The sequence below is a fragment of the Pseudomonas sp. SDO5522_S412 genome (assembly GCF_054071215.1).
Genome location: NZ_JBSVWQ010000014.1, coordinates 32,522 through 52,572, shown reverse-complemented (window position 1 = coordinate 52,572; position 20,051 = coordinate 32,522). Strand labels below are relative to the sequence as shown.

The window sequence follows — 20,051 nt, the reverse complement described above, 5'->3', positions numbered from 1 at the left end:
TGACATATAAACTCCCGTATTTATTGGGTGCACTTCTTCTCTTGCGCAGCTAATCTGGATAATTCAAATATCCCTGTAAAAAGGATATTTATTTGACGCCGGTTCAGCTGTCGCGAGGGACGCGTATGACGAAGGGACGTTTCGGCTGGAGGGGGCAGGCGCTGCCAGAGGGCAACAGAATGAAGTGGCGCCATACGTTTCAAACCCGGATTGCCGGGGTGCTGGCGCTGCTGTTGCTGGTGGTCGTGGCGGCGGTGTATTTCGCGGTGAAGACCGCCACCAATCGCGCCGTGGAAAACCAGGCCCAGGTGCAGCTGGAAACCGGCAGCCAGGTGTTCGAACGCCTGCTCGACCTGCGTGGCCGGCGCCTGCAATACGGCTTGAACTGGCTGACGGCGGACCTGCCGTTTCGCCAGGCTGTCGCCGATGGCGAGCCCGACGCGATTCTCGCGACCCTGCGCCGGCATGGTACCGGCCTGAGTTCCAGCGAGGTATTTGTGCTGGGGCTCGACGGCCGCGTGATGGTCAGCACGTTACCGGCGCTGACGTCCGGCCAGGCCTTTCCCTATAACGATGCCTTGCGCCAGGCCCGGCGCAGCGGCCTGCAAATGTTGATCGTGGCCCTGGATGGCCGGCCTTTCCTGCTGGTGCAACAGGAAGTCGTCGACCCCGCGCCGATCGCCCGTGTCGCCATGGGCTTTCCCATGGACGAAATCTTTGCCAGTGAATTGCGCTCCATGAGCAACCTGGAAGTGTCGTTCATCAGCGCGCAGCATGGTCAGCCCGGCGAATTGTTCAGTACTCAGCCCGAGGCGCTACAGGCGTCGATTGCCGGCGACCTGCAGGGCGCGTACATCAACCCGGTGGCGCAATTGAACCTGTTCCACGGCCAGCGCTATCTCAGCCAGGTGCTGCCGTTGGGCAACACGGCAGACGGTGGCGAGGTCCGGGTGCTGCTGCAAAGCCCGCTGGACCACGCCCTTGAATCCTTCGCGCCGCTGGACCGGCAATTTCTCGCGATCGCCCTGGTGGTGCTGCTGGTGTCGCTCGCGGGTGCGTTGTTTCTGGCGCGGCGGGTTTCACGCCCACTCAATGCGTTGGTGCAGGCGGCCGAACGCATCGGGGCCGGTGACTACCGCACACCGGTACAGGTGCGCAGCCACGATGAATTCGGCCTGCTGGCCCAGGCCTTCAACGCCATGCAAACCGGGATCGCGGTACGCGAGCGACAACTGGCCCACAACGCCTTGCACGACCCGCTCACCGGCCTGCCTAACCGCGCGCTGGCCATGGAGCGCCTGGGCAGCGCCATCAGCGCTGGCCGGCCGGTGGTGTTGCTGTACCTGGGGATTGAAAACTACCGGGTGATCAACGAAGGCTACGGCCCGGAAGGCGTGGAAGAAATGCTCCGCGAAGCCAGCCGCTGCCTGCTGTCGAGCCTGTCGGCCAGCGACACCGCCGCGCGCATCACCGGCAGCGAGTTTTTGCTGCTGCTGGAAAACACTGCGATCGACCGCGCGGTGGCCCTGGCTGACCGCTTGTATGGGCTGCTCACCGAACCCCAGCGCATTGGTGGCGATGAATTGCGCCACGAAGTGAGCATCGGCATCGCCGCCTACCCGGCCGACGGCCAGCAGGTTGAAGAGCTGATCAGCCGCGCCGCGATTGCCCGCCACGATGCGGCAGCGTTCCCGGGTTACTTACAGATCTACCAGCAGGACCGCGACCTCGCCCATCAACGCCAGATCAGCCTGATTCGTGACCTGCGCCGGGCGCCGACGGAGGGCGAGTTGTACCTGTGTTACCAGCCCAAGCTCGACCTGCACCATGGCCATGTGCGCCAGGCCGAAGCGCTGTTGCGCTGGCAGCACCCGACCCTGGGCCTGGTGTCGCCGGCCGAGTTCATTCCCCTGGCCGAGCGCACCGGCAGCATGGGCAGCCTGACCCAGTGGGTGATCGAAGAAGCCATTCGCCAACTGGCCGAGTGGGCGGTGCGCGGGTTGGAGGTGCAGTTGTCGGTGAACATCTCGGTGGATGACCTGGCCGATGACGGCCTGGCCCCGCGGGTGACCGAGTTGCTGGCGCACTACCGGGTATCGGCCCGGCAACTGATTTTCGAAATCACCGAAAGCGCGATCATGCACAACCCGGCCCAGGCCCTCAGCGTGCTGGAGCAACTGCGCGCTTGTGGCATCAGCCTGTCGGTGGATGACTTCGGCACCGGCTATTCATCCCTGGCGCAACTGCAACGCCTGCCGGTGCAGGAATTGAAGATCGACCAGTCGTTTGTGCGCAACCTCGACAGCACTTCCGGCGACGGCGTGATCGTGCGCTCGACCATCGAAATGAGCCACAACCTGGGGCTCAAGGTGGTGGCCGAAGGGGTGGAATTCGAGCCCAGCCTCAAGCTGCTCAAGCTCTGGAAGTGCGACACGGCCCAGGGCTATCTGATCAGCCGGCCGTTGAATGCCATGGCGTTTGAGATGTGGATGCGCCGCGAGCGCGTGCCGGTCTAGGGCGTCGGTGGCTGCACCGACGCCGGTCTTTCAGTGGTCAACCGTTGCATCGACCAGGGTTTGCAACCGTTCCCACAAGCCTTCGACGTGGTGGCGCTCCGTCCCCAGCGCGCCAATGGACACGCGTACCATCCAGCGCTCGTCGAGCACCGCGGGAGTGACGTAGGCGCTGCCTGAATGGTTGAGCTTTTCCGCCCAGGCCCGGGTGTAGTTATCCAGCGCCTCACCATCAAGGCCTGGTGGCTCGTGGCGAATGCACAAGGTTTGCAGGGTGACGGCGGCTACCAGTTTCCAGTGTTTGCTGCCTTCAATCTGTTCTGCCAGCCAGCGGGCATTCTCCAGGTCACGCCGCAGCCGGGCCTGCAGGCCGCTGACGCCTTGCTCGCGGATCAGGAACCACAGCTTCAGCGCGCGGAACCGGCTGCCCAGGGAGATCCGCCAGTCGCGGTAGTTCCTGACCTGGCCGTCAGCCTTGGACTGTAGATAGCTGGGGTTGGTGGTCATGATGCGAATCAAGTGCTCGGGGTCGCGTACAAAGTACACCGAGCAATCAAACGCCGCCCCCAGCCATTTGTGAGGGTTGAGGACCAGCGAGTCGGCGTTCTCGATGCCGTGCCACAGCGCGCGGCATTCCGGGAGGATCATCGCGGCCCCGGCCATGGCTGAGTCGACATGCAACCACAGGCCGTGGCGTTGCGTCAGGGCGCCGATGGCTTCCAGGGGGTCGATGGCCATGGCTGCCGTTGTGCCGGTGGTCGCAATCACCACACAGGGTCTGTTCCCGGCAGCCAGGTCTTGTTCGATTGCCCGCTCCAATGCATGCGGTGACATTGCATTGTGTTCGTCGGTTGCCACGGTACGGATATTGTTCTGGCCGAACCCCGCCAGGATCGCGGCCTTGTTCACTGAACTATGGGCGTGGGCCGAGGTGTAGACGATCAAGGGGGCGCCGCTGTTTTGCAGGCCATCGTGCATCAGCGCGTAGTGGGAGCTGCGTTCGCGGGCGCTGATCAGCGCCACCAGGGTGGAGGTCGAGGCCGAGTCCTGGATCACTCCGCTCCAGTTGGCGCTCAGGCCGATCATGTCGCGCAGCCAATCGGTGGTGACTTCCTCTATTTCGGTCAGGGCCGGGCTCGATTGCCACGACAATCCCACCACGCCCAGGCCGGTACTCAAGCAATCGCCGAGGACGGAGGACAGTTCCACATTCGACGGGAAGAACCCGAAGAAACTTGGATGCTGCCAATGCAACAGACCGGGCATGATCAGTGTTTCGACGTCGCCCATGATCTGTTCGAACGGTTCGGCTGTCTCAGGCGGGCTGGCCGGCAATGCGGACCTGATTTCGCCCGGGGCCGTGGTGGGTTGCACACCGCGTTGCTCGATGTTTTGTCGATAGTCTGCAATCAGGTCGATCATGGCGTGGCCATGTCGGCGGAATTCTTCAGGTGTCATATCAGGGTGTCCGTCAGGAAGAGAAATAAAGGCGTTAGCACCAGAAGTAAAACGGCTGGCCAGTGGTATAGCCGATAAACGACTGGATGCTGATGCGCTTGCCTGAATCGAAACCGCAAATGGCATGGGGACGGCGAGTATTGATAATCACCAGTTCGTTTTTCTGCGGCTGGATGCGCAGCGGTTTTTGCAAACGATCTTCGGGCAGTTCCGCCCCTTCGAAACGGATGACCTCGTCGTAGGTAAACGCCTCGGTATCCCAAATGACCAGTTCACCTCCCGAAGGTGGTACTTCGAGGTAAATATTCGCGCTGAATTGATGTTCCAGTTCGGCAATCGACAAGGGCAGGCAATCTACATGGGGGACTGTTTCGGAGAGGTGGGCTGTCTCCGGGAACATGGCGCGGATAATGCCGCAGAACATCGGCTGGCCCTGGAACGCCGCGGTTGTCGCACCTTCTGGCCACACCTGCCGGATATGCTCCATCAGTAGATGGATGGGTGGTTTGCGCGGGGCACAGAGGTCATCGATCACGCAGCGCATGTGGGTGGCGTCTGCGTAGTATTTCTGTTGCGAATAGCTGTCTGCGGCCTTGCCGTAGGTGGAGTTGAACGGTGTTCCCCAGCGATGGACACCATAGAAATGCTGGACAACTTTTCCGTGCTCATAGGTCTCGTGGTTATATTCCTGGAGCGTCGCCGTTTCGTTGATATGTTTATTTAGTACTTCGCTGGTTTGTTCATTCGCGTAGTCAGGTACCCGGATGGCAAGTATTTCTCCGCGAATAAGTTTTTCCAGGCTGAGTGTGTCGAGTTGCTCAAGCGCCAGGATCCCGGGCACCTGGCTATGCGGGACTGCAGGTATTGATTCAACGCTGTTGAGGTCCGTCATGATGAAAACTCCATGTTAGTTACAGCACGTCATATAGATAACGTTTGTTTGGCTGGGGATTTACTGGCGACAGTGAGCGTCGGATGGCGCAGGGCCAAAGTTGAGGGAAAGACTTTTGGGGAGGTATAGGACTTTTCCGAGTAAACTTTTAAATACATCGGCGCTATCGGATCGCTTTATTTCACGCATAAAAAAAGGCGGCTACCCACTTAGGTAGCCGCCTTTTTCTTACTGCCGGTTTTGCTTAATCCGGCAGTTTGAACGCCATCACATAGTCACCCTGCTTGGTGCCCAGGGAACCATGACCGCCGGCCATGACCAGCACGTACTGCTTGCCGTCCTTGCCGGTGTAGGTCATTGGTGTGGTTTGCGCGCCTGCTGGCAGGCGGCCTTCCCACAACTGCTTACCGTTTTTCACGTCATAGGCACGCAGGTACTGGTCAAGGGTACCGCTGAGGAAGGACACGCCACCGGCGGTGGTAAAAGTCCCGCCCAGGCTTGGCACGCCCATGGTCAGTGGAATCGGAACCGGCGAGCTGTCACGCACGGTGCCGTTCTTGTGCATCCAGATGGTCTGGTGGTTGGTCAGGTCGACCGCGGCCACATAACCCCACGCCGGCGCCTGGCACGGCAGGCCCAGTGGCGACAGCATGGCTTCGAGGATCACACCGTATGGCGCGCCTTTGTTCGGCTGCACGCCTTCGGTTTCGCTGACACGCGGACCTTGCTTGGCAATGTCGGCGGCCGGGATCAGTTTCGATTTGAACGCCATGTAGCTCGGGTTCACGAACGCGATCTGGCGAACCGGGTCGACGGAAATGCCACCCCAGTCGAACACGCCGAAGTTACCTGGGTAAACGATCGAGCCCTGCAGCGACGGCGGGGTGAACGGACCGTCGTAGCGCATGGATTTGAAGTCAATCCGGCACAGCATCTGGTCGAACGGCGTCACGCCCCACATGTCACGCTCCTTGAGGGGCGGTGGCATGAAGTTCAGGTCGGACTTCGGTTGGGTCGGTGCGGTGTGATCGCCGGCCACTGCGCCTTGCGGTACAGGGATTTCATTGATCGGCACTACAGGCTGACCGTTCGAGCGGTCGATCACGTAGATGCTGCCTTGCTTGGTCGACGCCATCACCGCTTGCTTCACGCCGTCAGCGGTCTTGATGTCGATCAGCGAAGGCTGGCCGCCCACGTCCATGTCCCACAGGTCATGGTGAGTGAACTGGAAGGTCCACTTCACGTGGCCGCTGTCGATGTCCAGGGCAGTCAGGCCGGCGCTGTACTTCTCGGAGTCCGGAGTCCGGTCGCCGCCGTACTGGTCGGGCATCTGGTTACCCATCGGCAGGTAGAGCATGCCGAGTTTTTCGTCCACCGCGAACATCGACCACATGTTTGGCGAGTTGCGGGTGTAAGTCTTGCCCTCGGCCAACGGGGTGGTGTCGTCCGGGTTGCCGCTGTCCCAGTTCCACACCAGCTTGCCGGTGTGCACGTCGAACGCACGGATCACGCCGCTAGGCTCGTCGGTGGAGACGTTGTCGGTCACGTGACCGCCGATTACCACCAGGTTCTTGGTGACGGCCGGTGGCGAGGTGGAGTAGTAACCGCCCGGGGCGAAGGTGCCGATGTTGGCACGCAAGTCGATCTGGCCTTTGTCACCGAAGTCTTCGCACATCTTGCCGGTGTCGGCGTTCAGGGCGATCAGACGGGTGTCGGCGGTAGGGACGAAGATGCGTTTCGGGCAGGCATTCGGCGCGGCGGCCGGGCTGGCGCTGCCAGTCGGGCTCTGTTCCGAGGCATAGACCGCGTCATCGTGATACGACACGCCACGGCAGGTCATGTGCGCCCAACCCTTGAAGTTGGCAGCGCCTTCGGTGCTGATCTTCGGGTCGAAACGCCAGATTTCCTTGCCGGTGTCCGGGTCCAGGGCAATCACCTGGCTGTGGGGCGTGCACACGTAGAGCATGCCGTTGACTTTCAGCGGGGTGTTTTCCGCGGTGGTTTCACCGGGATCGCCTGGGCCAGGGATGTCGCCAGTACGGAAGGTCCAGGCTGGAACCAGCTTGTGGGCGTTTTCCGGAGTGATCTGTGCGAGTGGCGAGTAACGATCACCGAAGGCCGAACGGCCGTAGGAGTTCCAGTCACCATCAGCCTGGGCCGGCGCAGTGCTGGCCATGCCCGGTACCGCATCGCGGTCCAGCTGGCCTTTCTTGACCATGGCGCCCGGGTCGGTGAATTGGCTGGCCAATGCAGCGGCGCCGGCCAGTACGACGGCGACGCTCAGCGCGCCAGTGCCCAGCGGCGAGGCTTGGCCACGCAGCAACGGACGGCGGAACCACGGGAGCAGCATGACGATGCCGAGGGCAAACAGCAGGGCCAGGCGCGGTACCAGTTGCCACCAGTCCAGGCCGACTTCCCACAGCGCCCATACGGTGCTGGCAAACAGCACCAGTGCGTACAAGCCCAGCGCCGCACGGCGTGTAGCCAGCAGCAACAGGCCTGTGACGGTGATGCCGAGACCGGCCAGCAGGTAATACAGCGACCCGCCGAGCATGCTCAGCTTGATCCCCCCGGCCAACAAGGCCAGGCCCATTATCAGCAGCAAGATCCCCAGCAGCCTGGGCAGCAGGCGACTTGGACTTGAAGCACCATCAGTGCTCATAGTGTGGTTCTCCGTTACGTTTTGAATTGATTGCGCACAGTTCACTGTAGATGACGTTCCGGCGCAGGCTTGGTTCAGGGCTAATTCGTTTTCTTCAGAATTTACTTACAACGTCAGAATGAGCTTTGCAGCTTGATCCCGCCGATGAGCGCGTCATCCACCTGGGCCACGGCTCCGGGGTGACGGATGTATTGCAGGTTCGGGCGCACCGTCAGCCACTGGGTGACATGGATGCCGTAATAGAGCTCAGCGCTGTATTCCGTGTGTTGAATCGGCAGGTAGGATGGGTCATCGAAGTCGTATACCGCGTGGGCCTGGTTGCTTGCCTCGGCATTCTTGCGGTAGGCCGGGTTGACGTGCACCCGGGCCACGGCGAAACCGATATCGTCCTTGGCGCGAGCGTCGAACAGGCCCTTGTAGACCACGCCGGCTTGCACGTAGTTATCCACAGCGTTGGTTTTCTTGTCGTGCATCGTGCCGTTGGCGAACACGTTCAAGCCCCGCGAATGGTCGCTGGCCAGGCTGGTGACTTGCTGCTGCACCCCCAGCCACACCCCGTGCTTGCTGGAGGCGCTGCGATAGGCCTCGCCGCTGAGGGCTGCCGGCTGGTCGTTGCGGTCTTTATACACATCGCTGGCCTTGGCGCTGCTGTAGTAGTAGCCGGCGCGGTATTCGCCGGGCAGGCCGTTCAGCGTAGGCGTCCACACCAGCTCAACCGGGAGCAGGGCGCCTTGGGTGCCGCTGCCGCTGAGCTTGAAGCCGTTGCCGCGATCGAGGTTGGACGGGTTCTGTTCGTAGGCGCCGACCTGGGCGTACAACTCGGGCGTCAGGTGATATTTGACCCGCATCGCCCACTGGCTCACCGGCCAGTTGTACCAGATGCTGCCAACCCAGTTACCGACCTGCGAGCCGCAGAATGCGAGGTTCTGGAAGTCGCAGGGGAAGCTGTTGAAGTCTTCACCTTCGCCAAAGCGCCCGGCCTTGATGTCGAGCTTTTGGTCGAAGAATTTCTGCTGGTACCACATCTGCGTCAGGCGCCAGGTCTGGCCACGGCCCCAGACTTCCTGGGACGAGGTAAAACCGCCCACACGCGGATCGTTGACCCGGTCATTGGTGATGTTGTTGCCGCTGCGCTCGGTCACCGTCAACTGGAACTCGGCGTCGTGCCAGCCGAGGATCTTCTGCAGATCCAGGTGCGTGCCCAGGCCGAATTGGTCGCTGTAGCGCGCAGTGCGGTCGTGATCCGAGCCGCCGTGCAGGTTGCTGCCCATTTCGCCGGTGTAGTCGAATTTGAAGTCGTAGCCTTGTTGAGACAGCGCTGTCCGAGTGCCGCCGAAATCACCCAGCATCCACGGTGATTCAGCGTCAAAGGCAGGTGCGGCCTGGGCACAGTTGATCAGGCCGAACGGTAACAGCGCAGCGCACAGGCGCAGGTTTGGGAAAGCAGGCATAGGCAAAATGGGGTCTTAATATTTTATGGTTTTGAAACGCAAACAGCGGCCTGGCGCGTTCGCACAAGGGCGTTGAACACGGGCGGTCGATGGTTTGGTGGAATGATGAAACGTTTCAGTTTGTTGCTGACAAGGATAAAGCCCTGGCGCGGGGAGAGAAAGGGCTAAACGGAAGATGGATTCTTTCGGATTTGGTAATAGTGCGCTGGATCGTCGGATTTGGTAGCAATCTGTGCGTTGGTTTGTGTTTGAGGGCGTGGTTATCTGCGTCACCAAAACAGATGGGGGGTCGACATGGAAGGCGACGACAACGTGGGTGAGGCAAAGGCCGTAACAGCCGGGGAACTAGTCATTATTCTCGGTCAGTATCACAGTGCAATTGCTAGGCTCGGCTCCGGCATCATTAGCTTGTCCGGTGCGCTCAAACATAGTGAAGACGTGGATGTAAAACAGGCGGCAGATGAAGCATGGGTGAAGCTGAATGAGTTTATCGACTGCATGGAAGGTGTAGCTGATGGACTGAATGCTTTGACCCAAAAGAAGGAGGCCTGAAATGGCGAATGACCTCAAGGATAATGTGAGCTATCTTCGCCAGGAGTACCGTCAAGGTTCGTCATCAGGCTACGACCGCAAAGGCGGCGCAGGCGGTGGGGGCAACGGAGGAGAAAACGATTTGGAAAAGCGTATTTCACAAGTTGAGGCAAGATTGGAGCGCGTCGAGACGAAGCTGGATGGCATGCAGGAGCACATGGCCACCAAGTCCGATCTGATGCAGACCAAAATCGACCTGCTCGAAGCAACCTCCAGGTTGGATCTCTCAATCGCCAATTTCAGAACGGATATGCAATCGTTGGAAACCCGACTGCTGAAATGGTTTGTCGGAACAGCTGGCGCCTTGTCTGCCATCGCCTTTGGCGTCGCCCGACTCGTCCACTGACGTTTTCCGTTCGAAGCCCGGCTTCCCGCCGGGCTTTCTGGTTTTTAAGCCAACTTCGCCAAACACTCTTCAAGAATATCCAGCCCTTCCTCCAGCACCGCCGCTTCAATCGTCAACGGCGCCAGCAGGCGGATGATATGCCGCGATTTGCCGCTGGGCATCAGCAACAAACCCGCCTCGCGGGCCAGTGCCAGCAGTTGGGCCAGTTGTTGTGGCGCCGGGCTGCCGTCGGCGTTGGCCAGTTCGATGCCACGCATGGCGCCCACGCCGGTCAAGCGTCCGAGGTAGGGGGAGAGCCTTTTCGAACACCATGATTCATAGCGACTGACGATCGCTTCTTCCTGCTGCGTGCCCCAACCTTGCAGGTGCTCGTCCGTCATTTCGTCCAGGGTGGCCAAGGCCGCCGCGCAGGCAATCGGGTTACCGGAGTAGGTGCCGCCGAGGCCGCCTTTGGGCAGGTTGTCGAGCAATGTCTTGCGACCCACCACCGCACCCAACGGCACACCGCCGGCGATGCTTTTGCCCAGCAGGATCAGGTCCGGTTCGATGCCCAGGCGTGAGAAGGCGAAGCGCTGGCCGGTGCGGCCGAAGCCGGACTGGATTTCATCGGCAATCAACAGGATGTTTTTCTCATCGCAGAAGCGTCGCAGGGCCTGGGCAAATTCCACGTCCAGCGCCAGGAAACCACCTTCGCCCTGCACGGGTTCGATGATGAAACAGGCCACGTCGTCGACGTCGATTTCCACGCTGAACAGGCGGTCCATCGCCTTGAGTGCTTCGCCGCAGGTCACGCCGTTGTCGCGGCTGGGGTAGGGCAGGTGGAACACCGGCCCCGGCAATACGCCGACTTTTTGCTTGTATGGCGCGACCTTGCCATTGAGGTTGAGCGTCGCCAGCGTGCGCCCGTGAAACGCACCGTCAAAGGCGATGACGGCGGTGCGGCCAGTGGCGCCGCGGACAATTTTCAGGGCGTTTTCCGCCGCTTCCGCGCCACTGTTGGTGAGCATGCCACTGACCGGGTAATCCACCGGGATGAATGCGGTAAGACGGTCCATCAGTTCGATGTAGGGCGCGTGAGGCGCGGCATTGAAGGCGTAGTGGGTGAGCCTGGTGGCCTGGTCGCGGATCGCCTCCACCACACGCGGGTGGCAGTGGCCCAGGTTGAGCACGCCGATGCCGCCGACGAAATCGATGAAGCGCTTGCCGGTGGTGTCCCAGACTTCGGCGTTCCGGCCATGGCTGAGGCTGATGGGGTGGACGATGGAAATCGATTGGCTGATGGTTTCGCGGCTCATGGATCCGGGACTCAAGAATAGGATGCGTCCTTTTATCTAAGCCGTGAGCCGCCTTGCCCCGCAAACGAAATAAAGTCGCCGGGTCATTATTAAAAGTCGGGATGTGCTATGGCGAGGGAGCAAGCTCCTTCGCCACATCCACCATCCAGTTCAGGAACGCCTTCACTTTCGGGATCTCCCCTGCATGTTCGGCATGGGCGATAAAGTGCGCGCCGGCACTCGGCATTCTGTAATCCCAGGGGATCATCAGGCTGGCGTTCGCCAATTCCTCGGCCACCAGATACTGCGGCACCAACGCCACGCCGTACCCCGATTGCGCGGCGCGGATGCACATGTAGAACGTGTCGAAACGCGGCCCGTGGTAGCTGTTTTGCGAGTGCAGGCCCTGTTCCAGAAACCACTCGTGCCAGGCTTCCGGGCGCGAGGTGCATTGCAGCAAGGTGTGGCGGGACGAGGCGTCGCTGCCAGCGGCAACAAACCCGGGGGCACAGACCGGCACCACGGCTTCGCGAAACAACTCGATGCAAGTTGCCCCCGGCCACGCTCCCTGGCCGAAGAAAAACGCGATATCCGCCTTGGCCTGCAACACGTCGAATGGCTCCAGTTCGTTGCGCACGTCCAGGTGGATATTGGGATGGCGCGCGGCAAAATCCTTGAGCTTGGGCACCAGCCAGCGGTCACCGAAGGTCGGCTGGGTGGCGATGCGCAGCACTTCGGTCTCGCCACCGTAGGTGAGGATGTAGCGGCTGGAAATATCTACCTGGTTGAGGATCTTGCGTACTTCCTCCAGGTACAGCGAGCCCGCCGGCGACAGGTACAAGCGCTGGCGTACTCGCTGGAACAGCGGGTGGCAGAGCATCTCTTCGAGCTGTGCCACCTGCTTGCTCACCGCGCTCTGGGTCAGGTGCAGTTCTTCGGCAGCGCGGGTGAAACTCAGGTGGCGGGCGGCGGCTTCGAAGCACTGCAGGGCGGTCATCGAAGGGGTCAAGCGTTTCGAGATCATGAGAAGTTCATTCCAAATCGGAAGGAGCCTTTGCCTAAACGTCGTTTGTGGCCAAGGTGTAAAGCCGTTGATACTGACCGGCAACACTATAAACGGCGCGGGTTTGTGGCGCCGAATAATAAAGACCGACAGGGAGCGCCTTGCATGAAGCACATGAAATCCACGTTGGCGGCATTCACCGCCGCAGCATTACTGGGACTGGCAGGGAGCGCCCACGCAGGGGCGACCCTGGATGCGATCCAGAAGAAGGGTTTTATCCAGTGTGGGGTCAGTGATGGGTTGCCGGGTTTTGGCGTGCCGGACGCCAACGGCAAGATGACCGGCATTGATGTGGACGTGTGCCACGCCGTCGCTGCAGCACTCTTTGGTGATGCGTCGAAGGTGAAGTTCAGCCAGTTGACCGCCAAGGAGCGTTTCACTGCGTTGCAATCCGGCGAGATCGACCTGATTTCCCGCAACACCACCTGGACCAGTTCCCGTGACGCGGGCATGGGCATGGTGTTCACCGGCGTGACCTACTACGACGGCATCGGGTTCCTGGTGAACACCAAGCTCGGTGTGAAGAGCGCCAAGGACCTGGACGGCGCGACCATCTGCATCCAGGCCGGCACCACCACCGAGCTGAACGTCTCGGATTACTTCCGCGCCAACGGCCTGAAGTACACGCCGATTACCTTCGACACTGCTGACGAAAGTGCCAAGGGCCTCGAAGCGGGCCGCTGCGACGTGCTCACCACCGACCAGTCGGGGCTGTACGCCCAGCGGATCAAGATGGCTCACCCGGATGAGTTCGTGGTGTTGCCGGAAGTGATTTCCAAGGAGCCATTGGGCCCGCTGGTGCGCAAGGGCGACGACGAGTGGTTCAGCATCGTCAAGTGGACGTTGTTCGCCATGCTCAATGCCGAGGAAATGGGCATCACTTCGCAGAACGTTGAAGAGCAAGCCAAGTCCAGCAAGAACCCGGACGTCGCCCGTTTGCTCGGCGCAGACGGTGACTACGGCAAGGACCTGAAACTGCGCAAGGACTGGGTCGTGCAGATCGTCAAGCAAGTGGGCAACTACAGCGAGATGTTCGAGCGCAACATCGGCCAGGGCAGCGTGCTGAAGATCAAGCGCGGCCTTAATGCCCTGTGGAGCAACGGCGGGATCCAGTACGCGCCGCCGGTTCGCTGAGGTTTCACGAAGAAACCGTGTCCTTGCCCGCCGCCTTGGAGCGATACAACGCCTGATCGGCCCTGGCCATCAGGCAGGCGGGTGACTCATCGTTGCGTCGCTCTACCACGCCGAGGCTCAACGTCACCTTGAAGCTGCCCACGGCGGGCAAGTCCTTGAGCGCACAGCGCATTCGCTCGGCCAATTCCCGCGCGGTCTCCAACGTGCTTTTGGGCACGATGACCATGAATTCATCGCCGCCCCAGCGGGCCAGCAAGTCGCCGTGGCGAATGCAGGCCTCCAGACATTCCACCACGCGCACCAGGGTTTCATCGCCTACGGCATGGCCGTGCTGATCGTTGATGGGCTTGAAGTCGTCAATGTCCATGGCGATCAGCGACAGCGGCAGGCGAAACCGTTGGGCGCGAGCGCACTCTTCCAGCAGGACGCGTTCAAGGCGGTAACGATTGGCCACGCGAGTCAAGGCGTCGCGTTCGGCCAGGGAGCGATTCTCGTCCAGTTGCAACTGCAGTTGTTGATTGACCCGCGACAGCTCGCGGGTGCGCTCGGCCACCAGGGCTTCAAGGGATTGATTGCGGCGCTCCAGCTGTTCGATGGACTGTTTGCGCGCCTGGATACTGCGGTGGGCGCCGACCATGCGTGCCACCGAGCCGTCGTCGTTACGTGCGATCACGTAGCCGCGGTCTTCGATCCACAGGTAGGAGCCGTCTTTCTTGCGGCAGCGGTATTCGGCTTGATAGTGAGTGGTGCGGCGGTTGATGTAGTTATCAAACAGCACCATCACTTGGGGATAGTCATCGGGATGAATCACGTTTTCCCAGGTGAATACGCTGTTTTCCAGGGAGTGATGGGCATAGCCGAGCATTTCGTACCAGCCGGGGTTGCGGTAGACGAACCCGGTGTTGGCGTTCCAGTCCCAGATCCCGTCGCTGACCAGCTCCATGATGGCATGCAGCATGTCGGCGTTAAGGTCGCAAAAGTCCTTCCTTGACGGTTCGCTGCCGGATGTATCGTCCATTGCGCACTCCCTGCGTGGACTGGCTCCTGGGGCCAGCCAAAATTGATGCCGATACTCCGTGGCTGGCGGTACTGTACAACGGCGCCTTGGCGCTTAGAAGGGGGTCTTTGGTCTAGTGAGAGTGTGGCTAAAAGCCACTACTTGCTTGGGTTCAGCTTCTGATCAGGCGCCGCCATCCTGGTCCTGGGCGCCCCATTGGCATTGTGCTGATAAATCGCCTCAGGCTGCCCCTGCCGGTTAAAAAACACCTGCCCGATCCCGGCAGAATTCCAGAGCCGTTCGCCCGCTTCAGCGTGTTCCGGAATATGCGGCACTACCTGCATGAGTCGGCGACGGGTGAACCAGTTCAGCGGTGAGCGCGGTGAGTAGAGCCATCGATTGAGACGGTCGAACCATTCCAGCAAGCGCGGCGGGAATTCGTTCTTGATGCCGCTGCTGGTGATCTGCCAGATTTTTGGACCGGCATTGCGGTGGCGAATCAGCACTTCATAGACGAACGAGTAGTGCACGTCTCCCGAGAGGATCACGTAGTTGCCCGGTGTGCGGGAGTGACGAAAGATGTTGAGGATCACCTGTGCTGCGCCGCGGTGGGCCATCCAGTTTTCCGCGTCCACCAGCAGCGGGTAGCCGCACCAGCTGAAGGCCTTCTGCACGGTTTCGATCAGTTTGACGCCGAAGATCGGCGCCGGTGAAACGATTATCGCGCAAGGGTGATCCAGCAGCTCCTGTTGCAGTTCGCTCAGTGCTTCCCAGTCCAGCAGGCCGGAGGGTTGCTTGAGGTTGAACTCGCTGCGCCAGCGCCGGGTACGGGTGTCGAGCACTACCAGTGCGGGGGTGGTGGGCAGCACGTAATGCCATTGCTGGAACTTCAGCAGGTCATCCACCAGCTCATCTTGAGCGTCAGGCTGCAGGTAGTTGTCGTGGGCCTGTGTGGTGAGCGCCAGGGTTTTGCCGATCACCGTATCGAACGCATCCGGGTTATTGCCCCAGCCCTGGCACAGCATATAGGCCAGCAGTGCGTTGCCGATGATGCGCTTGGAGAACGGATGCCCGTAAGCGGTTTCTTCCCATTGGGCGCTGAGGTTCCAGTCGTCGGTGATGTCGTGATCATCGAAGATCATCAGGCAGGAGAGGTGGGCGAACACCCTGGCCACGCCACCCAGGCCGTCACGGAACGTGTCGATCTGCACTTGCTCGTGCCCATAGCGTACGTGCCCTTCGGCGCGCAGTTGCGGCGCTTGCGGTGTGATCAACTGCCACGGTACGGGCGACCACGCCAGCAGGTACATCGCCATGACTTCGGCAAAAGTCACCAGGTGGTTGTCGGCGCTGCTGCTGGTGAAAATAGGCTTCTTCACCCCGCCAAAAAAACGCTCGCGCAGGGTCTCGTTGCTCTTCAGGGCGGGCAACAGGTCGGCTCGATGGTAGTAGCTGGCGGCATGCTCATAAAGCGCGGCGCTGTTGTCGACGACGGCACCGTCGAGGTGTTCGTCGAACAGGCCGAGGCGCGTGATCAGCGCATGAATGGCCCGCAGCATCGGCCCCGCGACATCGTCGGCGTAGACCTGGTCGCCACTCATCATCAACAAGGCCGGGCGTTCCTCCAGGGTGTTCGATTCGGCCAGCAGCCGGTCGACACACAGCAAACCGTCGGCTGCGCTGTGATGGGGCTTGCGGCAGGAACCGTGGACCAATTGGTGGATGCGGCTGTGCAGGACGAAATGCGGGCCTTGTGCGCCCGGGTAGAGCAGGTGCGGCGCCCATTCGGCGATACCGGCACGGTTTACCAGCAGGTCGTAGCCTATGCTCACGTCCTGGGGCAGGGCTTCCGCCAGCGGTACGTCGATCAGGTGGATAAAGGCCTGGCGCCCGACGGGCACCACCTTGCATTGGCTGGCGTCCAACTCGATATCGAGCGCCGCGCCTTGGGCGACTTGCAGCCTCAGGGTCAATGCCAGGGGACGACTTCCCACCAGCCACATCACCAGGCGCCGCGGTTCCAGGCGTCGCAGCAACGGGCCGGCGAGTACAGCGGGAAGTGTGTCGGGGTGAGGCATCAAGGCAACGGCTCTGGGCAAGGTTGGGCCGAAAAGGTAACGCATTGAATGTCAGCGTTTTGTTAAGGCGCGATACCCGGGCGAGCGGCAAATTACCCGGCGCCCACTGGCCCGGGCTATAAACCTTTCATCTCAAATCATGACTGCGTGGCGCAGGTCTCGCCTTCGGCAATCATCCAGCGCAGCACTTCGGCCAGGGCCACACTGTGCTGGCGCTCGACCCAGCGCACACCCTGCGGGCTGTACCGTTCGACATAGCGGCTCAGCACCAGGCGGCCCTGCTCCGACGACAGGCTCAGGCGGGTCTCCCGGCAGAGCAGGGCGCTGGTCCCGCGTTTACGAACCTGACGTTGCAGGACCAGTGAGCTTGATTCAGAAATCATCGCCGGCTCCCTGTGCACAATTATCGGCCTGAGGCGACGTCGCCCCCTGCTTGCCCTCCAGCACAAAGGCCGCGCGGTGTTCGGCCACCACGTTACGCAAGGCACTGTAGTAGTCCGGCAGCTTTTGCAGGCTGTCGGTCAGCGGCAGCAACGAGGCGCGCGTGTCCACTGTGCCACCCACCAGGCTGATGGTGCCCAGGGTTTGCACGGTATCGCTGTCGCCCAGCGGCGCCACCAGGAAGTTCAGGACCTTGCCCGCCGCATCGCGGCTGTTGCCGGTGCCCAGCAACGGCAGTTCGACAATCGGCCCGTTGCCAATCCCCCACACGCCAAAGGTCTGGCCGAAGTCGGCGGTGTGGCGAGGGATGCCCAGCGGGTCCGAGACATCAATCAAGCCGACGATCCCCACGGTGGTGTTCACCGCAAAACGTCCCAGGGTGTTGATCGAGCGCCGTGGGTTGCCTTGCAGCAGGTCGTTGATGAAGACCTTGGGTTCGCTGAAGTTGCTGGCGAAGTTATGCACACCCTGCTGGAAAAACTCCGGCATGTATCGGTAGCCTCGGGCTACAGGCGCCAGGGCGTAGTCATCCACCGCGCGGTTGAAGGCGAACACGCCCCGGTTGACTGGTTCGGCGGGGTCATACACCGGGTAGGAAACCTGTGCGCAGCGTGTGGTACTCGTTACGTTGGCCGGGCCCGCGCAGCCTGTGAGGTAAGACACAGTCAGCAACAACACCGCCTGGCGAGCCAGGTGCTGGGGATACGTCAGCGAGCGCATGGGGTCAGTCTCCGGGAAAAGGAAGCCGATGCTGGCAGCCGCAGCTTGCGCAAAGATGTCTGCTTTATTGCGCCGTTGACGCTTTATTGCACGATTGAAATATATGACGGGCCGCGTCGAATGGTTTTAGATGGCGCATCGACAAGACCAAGTGATGCCCATCGGTGAGCCATCTTTTAATCGTGGACGATGACCTCGAGGTCCTCGCCCTGCTGAAGAAATTCTTCCTGCAACATGGCTACACGGTCGAGACCGCCGCCAATGGCGCCGAGCTGTGGGCGGCCATGGAGCGTACACCTGCCGACCTGATCATCCTCGACCTGATGCTGCCGGGGGATAACGGCCTGTTGCTGTGCCAGCGCCTGCGCCAGCAATACGCAACACCGGTGATCATGCTGACCGCCATGGGCGAACTGAGTGATCGCGTGGTGGGCCTGGAAATGGGCGCCGATGATTACCTGAGCAAACCTTTCGATGCCCGTGAATTACTTGCCCGGGTGCGCGCCGTACTGCGTCGGGCGGGTGAAAACCGGCCGACGTTGGGGGATGTGTCGCGCCCGTTGATTCGCTTCGCCGGTTGGCAACTGGACCTGACGCGCCGGCAGTTGCGCTCGCCGGACCAGGTGATGATCCCGTTGTCGTCCGGCGAGTTCGACCTGCTGCTGGTGTTCGTCGAACACCCGCAGCGCGTACTGACCCGCGAGCAATTGCTGAACCTGGCGCGGGGCCATAGCCACGACGCCTTCGACCGCAGCATCGACGTGCAGGTCAGCCGCCTGCGACGCAAGCTGGAGTTCGACACCAAGCGCCCGGCGATGATTCGTACCGTGCGCAACGGTGGTTACCAGTTCACCGTCGCGGTGACCCGCTCATGAGCCGCTTCAAACCTCGGGACACCGTGGCCCGCTGGATTGCCCTGACTATCCTGATTGCGATGCTCACTGCGCTGGCCTTCAATGCGCTGTTTGTGCAACTGGCTGGCGTTTGGGCCAGGCCGCCGTTGGGTGAAACCGGCCTGTTGGAGAAGGTCGCGGTGATCGTGCGGATGATCGAAGCGGCAGAGCCGTCCCAGCGCGCGCAACTGACTCGGGCAGTGGCCGATGACAGCTTCAATGTGAGTTGGTCGGCCACCCGCACAGGCATTGATGTGCCGGTTCTGGAAGACCCGGGGTTTCACTCCGACCAGGTGTTCAAGCAGCTGCTCAAGGGGCCGGAGCGGCGGATGGAAGCCTACGAACCGTCCGACTGGCCTGGCCCCGGCGGGCGCTATGCGCTGGTGGTGCAACTGGTGGATGAATCCTGGCTGATGTTCAGCGCGCCGTCGCGCAGCTGGGGCCTGGCGGAAGGCCCGCGAAGCCTGATCGTGCTGATGCTGGTACTGATTTCCACCGCGCTGGTCACGCTGATCGCCACCCGGCGCCTGGCCCGGCCGCTGCAGTATTTCGCCCAGGGTGTGCGACGTTTCGGCGCCGACTTTCGTGCGCCGCCTATCGAGCCGGTCGGCCCCCAGGAAATCCGCCAGGCGATTCTCGCGTTCAACGGCATGCAGGCGCAGTTGCAGCACTTCATCCAGGACCGCACCCAGATGCTCGCCGCGATTTCCCATGACCTGCGTGCGCCGCTGACCCGCCTGCGCCTGCGGGGGGAATTCATCGAAGATGCCGACCAGCAGCACCGCCTGTTCCGGGATGTCGACGAGATGCAGGCGATGATCAACACCGCGCTGGAATTCTTTCGCGACGATGCGCGCCTGGAACAGGCCACCCAACTGGACCTTGCGGAGTTGCTGCAAACGCTGATTGACGACTACCGCGATCAGTCCATCGACATCGGCTTCAATGGCCCGCCACGGCTGGTGTATTTCGGTCGTCCGCTGGGGCTCAAGCGAGTGATGACCAACCTGATGGACAATGCGATCCACTACGGGCGGGCGCCGGAAATCGAACTGCAACAGAGTCCGGGCGTGGTGACGATACGGGTACTGGACCGTGGCCCGGGCATCCCGCAGGAGCAGCATGAGCAGGTGTTCCTGCCGTTCTTTCGGCTGGAAGGCTCACGCAATAAAAGTACCGGCGGGGTCGGTTTGGGCCTTTCCACGGCACGGGCGATTGTCCTGGAACACGGTGGAACGCTGACGTTGGAGAATCGCCCGTGTGGCGGGTTGGTCGCCGTGGTGGTGTTGCCGGTTTAGGAAGGCTTAAACCCTCACGGCAAATTGCCTTTTCCCAGATCAGTCAGATTACCGCTATTCGACTGAAAAATTTGCTGGTTGGAGCTGCTACGCGAGGGCTCATCGTTTGGTTTGGGGGCCGGCTGAACAGGTTGGACGGGTTGAGTGGCTTGAGGCGAATGAGTGGGCCCATTGAAGGATTGGATATGGAAAGCGCTGCCAATGATTGGAAAGGACATAGATTTTGGCTCTCATTAGAAA

16 protein-coding genes are annotated in these 20,051 nt (G+C 61.1%); 6 read left to right on the top strand and 10 right to left on the bottom strand.

Annotated elements, in window-relative coordinates:
- Positions 1-179: 179 nt before the first annotated feature.
- Entirely contained in the window at positions 180-2,516 is a 2,337-nt protein-coding gene (locus ACW9I6_RS05830; RefSeq protein ID WP_457339040.1) for a putative bifunctional diguanylate cyclase/phosphodiesterase, read from the top strand.
- A gap of 30 nt (positions 2,517-2,546) precedes the next feature.
- On the opposite strand, the gene ACW9I6_RS05825 is transcribed toward ACW9I6_RS05830, so the two are convergent.
- From ACW9I6_RS05825 to ACW9I6_RS05810, 4 genes are all read right to left on the bottom strand, one after another.
- On the bottom strand, positions 2,547-3,971 hold the full coding sequence (locus ACW9I6_RS05825; RefSeq protein ID WP_177035658.1) for a pyridoxal phosphate-dependent decarboxylase family protein: 1,425 nt from the start codon (positions 3,969-3,971) through the stop codon (positions 2,547-2,549).
- 34 nt (positions 3,972-4,005) lie between these two features.
- Positions 4,006-4,863 carry a 2OG-Fe(II) oxygenase gene (locus tag ACW9I6_RS05820; RefSeq protein WP_003210388.1) on the bottom strand — a complete coding sequence of 286 codons (858 nt, stop codon included), beginning with the start codon at positions 4,861-4,863 and terminating at the stop codon, positions 4,006-4,008.
- Positions 4,864-5,107: 244 nt separating this feature from the next.
- The gene (locus tag ACW9I6_RS05815) at positions 5,108-7,525 is read right to left on the bottom strand and encodes a glucose/quinate/shikimate family membrane-bound PQQ-dependent dehydrogenase (protein WP_003210387.1); all 2,418 of its coding nucleotides are present in this window, start codon (positions 7,523-7,525) and stop codon (positions 5,108-5,110) included.
- 113 nt (positions 7,526-7,638) lie between these two features.
- Positions 7,639-8,976, bottom strand: coding sequence for a carbohydrate porin (locus ACW9I6_RS05810; RefSeq protein ID WP_177069703.1), 1,338 nt, complete (start codon positions 8,974-8,976; stop codon positions 7,639-7,641).
- 294 nt (positions 8,977-9,270) lie between these two features.
- Between ACW9I6_RS05810 and ACW9I6_RS05805 the strand changes: the two genes are divergently transcribed.
- Positions 9,271-9,528, top strand: coding sequence for a hypothetical protein (locus ACW9I6_RS05805; protein ID WP_003210383.1), 258 nt, complete (start codon positions 9,271-9,273; stop codon positions 9,526-9,528).
- A 1-nt stretch (position 9,529) separates the two neighbouring features.
- A complete protein-coding gene (locus ACW9I6_RS05800; RefSeq protein ID WP_003210382.1) occupies positions 9,530-9,913 on the top strand; it encodes a DUF1640 domain-containing protein in 384 nt (127 codons plus the stop codon).
- A gap of 44 nt (positions 9,914-9,957) precedes the next feature.
- Here ACW9I6_RS05800 and ACW9I6_RS05795 read toward each other — a convergent pair whose 3' ends face one another.
- Positions 9,958-11,208, bottom strand: a complete 1,251-nt coding sequence (locus ACW9I6_RS05795) for a 2-aminoadipate transaminase (RefSeq protein ID WP_008438489.1) — start codon at positions 11,206-11,208, stop codon at positions 9,958-9,960.
- A gap of 106 nt (positions 11,209-11,314) precedes the next feature.
- Complete coding sequence (locus ACW9I6_RS05790) at positions 11,315-12,211, bottom strand: LysR substrate-binding domain-containing protein (protein WP_102605928.1); 897 nt, start codon at positions 12,209-12,211, stop codon at positions 11,315-11,317.
- A gap of 144 nt (positions 12,212-12,355) precedes the next feature.
- Between ACW9I6_RS05790 and ACW9I6_RS05785 the strand changes: the two genes are divergently transcribed.
- Positions 12,356-13,384 carry an amino acid ABC transporter substrate-binding protein gene (locus ACW9I6_RS05785; protein WP_457339039.1) on the top strand — a complete coding sequence of 343 codons (1,029 nt, stop codon included), beginning with the start codon at positions 12,356-12,358 and terminating at the stop codon, positions 13,382-13,384.
- A gap of 4 nt (positions 13,385-13,388) precedes the next feature.
- Here ACW9I6_RS05785 and ACW9I6_RS05780 read toward each other — a convergent pair whose 3' ends face one another.
- From ACW9I6_RS05780 to ACW9I6_RS05765, 4 genes are all read right to left on the bottom strand, one after another.
- Complete coding sequence (locus tag ACW9I6_RS05780; RefSeq protein ID WP_023659140.1) at positions 13,389-14,402, bottom strand: diguanylate cyclase; 1,014 nt, start codon at positions 14,400-14,402, stop codon at positions 13,389-13,391.
- A 137-nt stretch (positions 14,403-14,539) separates the two neighbouring features.
- The gene (locus ACW9I6_RS05775; RefSeq protein WP_177008172.1) at positions 14,540-16,459 is read right to left on the bottom strand and encodes an alkaline phosphatase D family protein; all 1,920 of its coding nucleotides are present in this window, start codon (positions 16,457-16,459) and stop codon (positions 14,540-14,542) included.
- A gap of 137 nt (positions 16,460-16,596) precedes the next feature.
- A complete protein-coding gene (locus ACW9I6_RS05770) occupies positions 16,597-16,842 on the bottom strand; it encodes a hypothetical protein (RefSeq protein ID WP_003210371.1) in 246 nt (81 codons plus the stop codon).
- Positions 16,832-17,620 (bottom strand): MlaA family lipoprotein, encoded by a 789-nt coding sequence (locus ACW9I6_RS05765; RefSeq protein WP_457339038.1) that lies wholly within the window; start codon positions 17,618-17,620, stop codon positions 16,832-16,834. Before ACW9I6_RS05765 ends, ACW9I6_RS05770 begins: the two co-directional genes overlap by 11 nt.
- A 164-nt stretch (positions 17,621-17,784) precedes the next feature.
- Here ACW9I6_RS05765 and ACW9I6_RS05760 point away from each other — a divergent pair, with 164 nt between their 5' ends.
- Both ACW9I6_RS05760 and ACW9I6_RS05755 read left to right on the top strand, forming a co-directional pair.
- The gene (locus ACW9I6_RS05760; protein WP_457339037.1) at positions 17,785-18,495 is read left to right on the top strand and encodes a response regulator; all 711 of its coding nucleotides are present in this window, start codon (positions 17,785-17,787) and stop codon (positions 18,493-18,495) included.
- Positions 18,492-19,811, top strand: coding sequence for an ATP-binding protein (locus ACW9I6_RS05755; RefSeq protein ID WP_457339036.1), 1,320 nt, complete (start codon positions 18,492-18,494; stop codon positions 19,809-19,811). The genes ACW9I6_RS05760 and ACW9I6_RS05755 overlap by 4 nt, the downstream gene beginning before the upstream one ends.
- Positions 19,812-20,051 lie beyond the last annotated feature (240 nt).